General features: G+C 74.6%; 7 protein-coding genes. 2 read left to right on the top strand and 5 right to left on the bottom strand.

From position 1 onward, the window contains the following. From IDM29_RS03225 to IDM29_RS03205, 5 genes are all read right to left on the bottom strand, one after another. Window positions 1-262 (bottom strand): hypothetical protein (locus IDM29_RS03225; protein WP_188037195.1); only part of this gene is annotated, 262 nt, incomplete at its 3' end. 142 nt (window positions 263-404) lie between these two features. Continuing rightward, window positions 405-1,220 (bottom strand): ABC transporter permease, encoded by an 816-nt coding sequence (locus IDM29_RS03220; RefSeq protein ID WP_182111699.1) that lies wholly within the window; start codon window positions 1,218-1,220, stop codon window positions 405-407. Continuing rightward, a complete protein-coding gene (locus IDM29_RS03215; protein ID WP_182111698.1) occupies window positions 1,217-2,161 on the bottom strand; it encodes an ABC transporter ATP-binding protein in 945 nt (314 codons plus the stop codon). The genes IDM29_RS03220 and IDM29_RS03215 overlap by 4 nt, the downstream gene beginning before the upstream one ends. A 36-nt stretch (window positions 2,162-2,197) precedes the next feature. Continuing rightward, complete coding sequence (locus IDM29_RS03210; protein WP_182111697.1) at window positions 2,198-3,274, bottom strand: HAMP domain-containing sensor histidine kinase; 1,077 nt, start codon at window positions 3,272-3,274, stop codon at window positions 2,198-2,200. A 1-nt stretch (window position 3,275) separates the two neighbouring features. Further along, the gene (locus tag IDM29_RS03205) at window positions 3,276-4,004 is read right to left on the bottom strand and encodes a response regulator transcription factor (RefSeq protein WP_182111696.1); all 729 of its coding nucleotides are present in this window, start codon (window positions 4,002-4,004) and stop codon (window positions 3,276-3,278) included. 137 nt (window positions 4,005-4,141) lie between these two features. On the opposite strand from IDM29_RS03205, the gene IDM29_RS03200 reads away from it, so the two are divergent. Both IDM29_RS03200 and IDM29_RS03195 read left to right on the top strand, forming a co-directional pair. Further along, a complete protein-coding gene (locus tag IDM29_RS03200; protein WP_182111695.1) occupies window positions 4,142-5,461 on the top strand; it encodes a hemolysin family protein in 1,320 nt (439 codons plus the stop codon). Further along, on the top strand, window positions 5,458-6,504 hold the full coding sequence (locus tag IDM29_RS03195; protein ID WP_182111694.1) for a hemolysin family protein: 1,047 nt from the start codon (window positions 5,458-5,460) through the stop codon (window positions 6,502-6,504). Before IDM29_RS03200 ends, IDM29_RS03195 begins: the two co-directional genes overlap by 4 nt. The last annotated feature ends 40 nt before the right edge of the window (window positions 6,505-6,544 follow it).

Below are 6,544 nucleotides of genomic sequence, written 5' to 3'. Positions count from 1 at the left end.
CGGGCGCGGCGCCGTTGCGCCCGGAGGACGCCTCGGGCGCCTCGCGCCGCGTGGCCGCACCGTCGGCGCCGTCCGACGCCGCGGGCCGCTGCCCGTCGGGCGCCGGTTGGTCACCCCGTGGGCGGTAGTCCTCGAAGAAGTCCCACCACGCCGGGTCGACGGCGTCCTTGTCGGTCAGGTACTGCTCGTAGAGCTCGTCCACCAGCCACTGGTTGGCACCGAACGCTGCGCGCACGGCATCGTGCTCCGCCTTCTGGGACACGCCAGGATCGCCCACTTCCGCCACGGGACCTCAGACCGTTGACACCGGTCATCTCGGCATCCACCCTAGGCGATTTCCGCGAGCCCGGCCGTCAGCCGCGCGCGGGGCGGCCCCATCGGGGACGTGACGTCCGCCCCACTCGTCAGGTGATGTCCCTGCGGAAGGCGGTGAACCGGCCCAGGACGGCGAAGGCGAGGCCGTAGGCGACCAGCGCCAGGAGCCCCTGCCACCAGGGGACCAGGTCGCTGATGCCGCTGGCCGCGTAGAAGCTCGATCCGGTCACCGCCTCGCCCGCCGCTCCGGGCAGCCAGCGCACCACGCCCTCCGTCGGCTCGAAGGCCCCCAGGAACAGGCGGAGCATCGGCTCGACGAACTGCGTGAAGGCGAGCAGCACGACGATGGCGGCGACCTGGTTGGTCAGTGCCGCGCCGAAGCCGACGCCGACCATCGCCCAGACCGCGAGCACCAGGACCGAGCGGCCGAGCGTGAGCAGCACGTCGGGATCGCCGAGGAGTGTCGGCTCGCCCCGCAGCGCGAGCACCGCGGCGCCCGTCGCCACCGTCGCCCCGGTGCCCACGAGGCCGAACACCGCACCGACCGGCAGGCTCGCGAGGAGCTTCGCGCCGAGGACGAGCGAGCGGCGGGGCTCGGTCAGCAGGGTCGGCGTGATGGTCATGTGCCGGAACTCGTTGGTCACGGCGAGCGCGCCGACGATCACGGGGAAGACGTACCCGACCGACGGGGCGAGCGTGTAGACGGTCTGCACGAGGTCCGCGGCCGGTAGCTCCGGGGTCGGCTCACCGGTCATGCCGGCGCCGGCCGCGCCGTCGCCGAGCGTGAGGACGAAGGCCATGAACCCGCCGAGGAACGCCATGTAGAACGCCATGCAGAGCAGCAGGACCCACCACATCCGGGTGGTGACGAGCTTGCGGTACTCGGTCTTGAGCGCGGCGATCACGCGGCACCCCTCTCGGTCGTCGGACCGGTGGTCAGCTGGAGGAAGAGGTCCTCGAGGCCGACGTCGCGCGCACTGAGCTCGTGGAGCTCGACGCCCGCCGCGAAGGCGGCGGCGCCCACGGTGGCCGGGTCGACGTCGTCGAGCAGCAGCGTGCCCGGTGCGGGCCCGGGCTCGGCCGCGACGCCGAGGCGGTCGGCGAGCCGGCGCAGGCCGTCGACGTCGGGCGAGGCGACGCGCACGGTGCGCCGCGCGAGGCGGGCGAGCTCGGCCAGCGGCGAGGCGTGCACCAGGCGGCCGCGGGCGATGATGACGACGTCGTCGACCGTCTGCTGGACCTCGGAGAGCACGTGGCTCGAGACGAGGACGGTGCGGCCCTCGCCGGCGAGGTGGCGCAGGAAGGAGCGCAGCCACGCGATGCCCTCGGGGTCGAGGCCGTTGGCCGGCTCGTCGAGCACGAGGACCTGCGGGTCGCCCAGCAGGGTCGTGGCCAGGCCGAGGCGCTGGCGCATGCCGAGGGAGAACCCGCCCGCGCGGCGCCGGGCGACCGCACCGAGGCCGACGATGTCCAGGACCTCGTCGCACCGGGAGTCCGGCACGCCGACCTGCGGCGCGAGCACCCGCAGGTGGTCGCGCGCGGTCCGGCCGGGGTGGAAGCTCGCGGCCTCCAGGGCCGCGCCGACGACCCGCGCCGGGCGGGGGAGGGTGGCGTACGTGCCGCCCGAGATCGTCGCGCTGCCGGCCGACGGGCGGACGAGCCCGAGGAGCATCCGCAGCGTCGTCGTCTTGCCCGCGCCGTTGGGCCCGAGGAAGCCGGTCACCCGCCCGGGGTGCACGTCGAAGGTCAGGTCGTCCACGGCGAGGACCGACCCGAACCGCTTGGTGAGGTTCCGGACCGAGACGACGCCCTGCTCGCCCGGGGGCGCGGTCGCTGCGTGTGTCATGTCCATCACCCTATTGTTCCAACGGGACTAGAACAACTATCGGGGCGTGGGCTGCCGCTTCGCCGGCAGCGTCACGCGCATCACGCAGCCCTTCGCCGAGTCGGCGACGTGCACCGTGCCGCCGTGGAGCTGGACCGCCCAGCGCACGATCGCCAGGCCCAGGCCCGTGCCGCCGGTGCTCTCGCTCCCGGTCTGCGCGGGGGCGTTGCCGCGGCTGAACCGTACGAAGACCTGCTCGCGGTCGCCCCGCGGGATGCCCGGGCCCTCGTCCGCGACGTCGATCACCACCGACCCGCCGGAGCGCCCCGCCGCCACCGTGATGCGGCCGCCGACGGGGGAGTGCCGGACCGCGTTGTGCAGGAGGTTGGCCACGACCTGGTGCAGCCGCTCGGCGTCGGCGGGGACCGTCAGGCCCGCCGGGTGGACCACCGTCTCGAGCCGCAGCTGCTTCTCGGCGGCGAGCGGCTCCGCGGCGGCCACGGCGTCGCGCAGGAAGTCCTCCAGCGGCACGTCGTCGACGTCCAGGCCCACGGCGCCCGCCTCGATGCGGGACAGGTCGAGCAGGTAGGCGACGAGCCGCCCGAGCCGCTCGGTCTGGGTCAGCGCGGCCTGGAGCGCCTCGGGGTCGGGCTCGCTGACGCCGTCGACCATGTTCTCGAGCTGCGCGCGCAGCGCCGTCACCGGCGTCCGCAGCTCGTGGGAGACGTTGGCCACCATCTCGCGGCGCAGCACGTCGACGTGCTCGAGGTCGCGCGCCATGGTGTTGAACGCCTCGGCGAGCTGGCCGACCTCGTCGCGGCTGGTGGCGCGCACGCGCTGGGAGTAGTCGCCGCCGGCCATCGCGCGGGCGGCGGCCGTCATCTCCCGCAGCGGCGACGTCATGCCGCGCGCGAGGACCTGCACGGCCAGCAGGGCGACCACGACGGCCAGCGGGAGGGTCCGCGTCGGGCCGAGGTGGTTGTAGAGCCCGAGCCAGGTGATGAAGGCGGCCACCACGACGCTCGCCGCGACGAGGACGCCCAGCTTGATCTTGATCGTCGAGAGCCGGTCCAGCGGCCGGACGTCCGGCAGCCGGCCGCGTCCGGGGTGCCCGACGTGGCGTGGTGTCGGCACGTCAGCCGCTCGTGGGTCGGCCGGTCGGCTCGAACGCGTAGCCCACGCCGTGCACGGTGCGGATGAGGTCCGGTCCGAGCTTGCGACGCAGGGCCTTGACGTGCGAGTCGACGGTGCGGGTCCCCGACGCGTCGACCCAGTCCCACACCTCCGCGAGGAGGCGCTCGCGGGTCAGGACCGTGCGGGGGGTCCGGGCGAGCGTCACCAGCAGGTCGAACTCCGTGGGTGTCAGGTGCACGACCTCGCCGTCGCGCGAGACCCGGCGCTGCGCCCGGTCGATGACGACGTCGCCCACCACGATGGCCGGTTCCGCGGGCGCCTGCTCGGCGAGCTGGGTCGCCCGGTCGACGCGGCGCAGCAGCGCCTTGGTGCGCGCCACGAGCTCGCGCATCGAGAACGGCTTGGTCATGTAGTCGTCGGCGCCGACGCCGAGGCCCACCAGCATGTCCGTCTCGTCGTCGCGCGCGGTGAGCATGATCACCGGCACGGGGCGCTCGCGCTGGATCCGGCGGCACACCTCGAGCCCGTCGAGCCCCGGGAGCATGACGTCCAGCACGACGACGTCCGGGTTCAGGCGCGCCGCCGCGGCGACACCGCTCGGGCCGTCGCCCGCGATCTCGACGCGCCAGCCCTCGGCGGTCATCCGGTGCGCGATGGCGGTGGCGATGGCCGGCTCGTCCTCGACGACGAGGACGGTCACGGGGTCGGCGTCGGGCCTGCTGGCTGCCATGGGGCCTAGCGTGGCACACGCCGTTATGCTGACCGCACGATGACGAGCTCAAGTCCGAGCCGGCCCTGGGTCGCCCCCGGTGCCGGCTCCTCCCGACTCCGCCCGCCCCTCGCGACGCACCCCGCCCGGCGCCCACGGTGACCGAGTGGTTGCTCGTCCTGCTCGGCGTCGCCCTCACGGCCGGCACCGCGGTCTTCGTCGCCGCCGAGTTCGCGCTCGTGACGCTCGACCCGGCGCTCGTGGACCAGGAGGTCCAGCGGACCCCCGACCGGCGCTCGCGGTCGGTCCGCCGCGCGCTCGCCGAGCTGTCGACCCAGCTGTCGGGCGCCCAGGTCGGCATCACGGTCACGACCATCCTGCTCGGGTACACGACGCAGCCGGCGATCACCGACCTGCTCGCGGGCGCCCTGGGGCGCAACCCGCGGACCGAGGGGATCGCGACGGCGCTCGCGGCCGTCGGGGCGATCCTCCTCGTCAACGGGTTCTCCATGCTCTTCGGCGAGCTCGTCCCCAAGAACCTCGCGCTGAGCCGGCCGCTGGCGACCGCACGCGCCGTCGCGCCGCTGCAGCGCGGCTTCACCACGGCCCTGCGGCCGGTGATCGTGGTGCTCAACGACAGCGCCAACGGCCTGCTGCGCCGCATGGGCGTGGAGCCGCGCGAGGAGCTCTCGGGCGGGCGGTCGGCCCAGGAGCTCGCCTCGCTCGTCCGGCGGTCGGCGGAGGTCGGCACGCTCGACGAGGGCACCGCCACGCTCCTGACGAACTCGATCGAGCTCGACACGCTCACGGCCGTCGACGTGATGACAGACCGCACGCGCATGGAGGTCGTCCGGCGCGACCACACGGCGGCCGACGTGGTGGCCCGCGCCCGGGCGACCGGGCACTCGCGCTTCCCCGTGATCGACACCTCGCACGACGACGTCGTCGGGCTGGTGCACCTGCGCCGCGCGATCGCCGTCCCGTACGACCGGCGCGCCGACGTGCCCGCCGCCGCCCTCATGGACGACGCGCCGCGCGTGCCGGAGACCGTGCGCCTGGGTCCGCTGCTGGTCGAGCTCCGTGAGCACGGCATGCAGATGGCCGTCGTCGTCGACGAGTACGGCGGGACGGCGGGTGTCGTGACGCTCGAGGACGTCGTCGAGGAGCTCGTCGGCGAGGTGGCGGACGAGCACGACCCGCGCCGCGCGGGCGTGCACCGCACGGCCGACGACTCGTGGAGCGTCCCGGGCCTGCTGCGGCCGGACGAGCTCGAGGAGGCGACCGGCGTCGTCGTGCCGGACGAGGGGGCGTACGAGACGCTCGGCGGCCTGGTCATGGCGCTCCTGGGCCGCGTGCCCCACGCGGGCGACGTCGTGCAGGTGCCAGGGGTGCTGCTGCAGGTCGAGCAGATGGACGGCCGGCGCGTCGAGCGGCTGCGCGTGCGCCCGCACGCCCCGGCGGACGGGGCCGGCGCATGAGCACCGGTGTCGCGATCACGCTCGGGATCGTCCTGCTCGCGGCCAACGCGTTCTTCGTCGGGGCGGAGTTCGCCATCATCTCGGCCCGCCGCAGCGCGATCGAGCCGCTCGCGCAGGCGGGGTCCCGCCGCGCCCGCGTCGTGCTGTGGGCCATGGAGCACGTCTCCCTCATGCTGGCGTGCGCGCAGCTCGGCATCACGGTCTGCTCGACGTCGCTCGGCGTCGTCGCCGAGCCCGCCCTCGCGCACCTGCTGGAGGTCCCGTTCGCGGCCGTCGGCCTGCCGGCGGCCGCGGTGCACCCCGCGGCCTTCGTCGTGGCGCTCCTCGTGGTCGTCTACCTGCACGTCGTCCTCGGCGAGATGGTGCCGAAGAACCTCGCCGTGGCCGGCCCGGACCGCGCCGTGATGTGGTTCGGCCCGCCGCTCGTGTGGGTCGCGCGCGTCGTGGGACCGGTGATCACCGCGCTCAACTGGCTCGCGAACCACATCCTGCGGCTGTTCGGCGTCGAGCCCAAGGACGAGGTCGCCTCGGCGTTCACGGCGCAGGAGGTCCAGTCGATCGTCGAGCGCTCCCAGGCGGAGGGTCTGCTCGTCGACGCCCAGGGGCTGCTGACCGGGGCCATCGAGTTCAGCGACCGCACGGCGGCGGACGTCATGGTGCCCGTGGCGGACCTGGTGCAGGTGCCGCGCGGCTGCTCCGTGGCGGACGTCGAGCGGCTCGTCGCGCGCACGGGCTTCAGTCGGTTCGTCGTCACCGGCGAGGGCGGGCAGCCCGTCGGCTACCTGCACCTCAAGGACGTCCTGTACGCCGGACCGGGGGAGCGGGACCTGCCCGTGCCCGAGTGGCGCGTGCGCGCGCTCGCCGAGGTCCGTCCGGCGGACGAGGTCGAGGACGCGCTCGCGGCCATGCAGCGCACGGGCACGCACCTGGCGCGCGTCGTGGCCGCCGACGGGTCGGTGGTGGGCGTCGTCTTCCTGGAGGACATCCTCGAGGAGCTCGTGGGCGAGGTCCGGGACGCGATGCAGCGCGGTCAGCTCCACTGAGCCCGGGGTGGGTGGCCAGGGACCAAGGGCCGCTTGGAAC

It is taken from the genome of Actinotalea sp. JY-7885, assembly GCF_014525465.1.
Classification (GTDB): Bacteria; Actinomycetota; Actinomycetes; order Actinomycetales; family Cellulomonadaceae; genus Actinotalea.
Note: the sequence above shows the minus strand (reverse complement) of the source record. Positions and strands in the feature narration are given on the sequence as shown.

Excerpts from the sequence above, each read along its gene's own strand:
- IDM29_RS03205 (WP_182111696.1), bottom strand. The coding sequence starts at position 4,004 with ATGGCAGCCAGCAGGCCCGACGCCGACCCCGTGACCGTCCTCGTCGTC.
- IDM29_RS03195 (WP_182111694.1), top strand. The coding sequence starts at position 5,458 with ATGAGCACCGGTGTCGCGATCACGCTCGGGATCGTCCTGCTCGCGGCC.
- IDM29_RS03215 (WP_182111698.1), bottom strand. The coding sequence starts at position 2,161 with ATGACACACGCAGCGACCGCGCCCCCGGGCGAGCAGGGCGTCGTCTCG.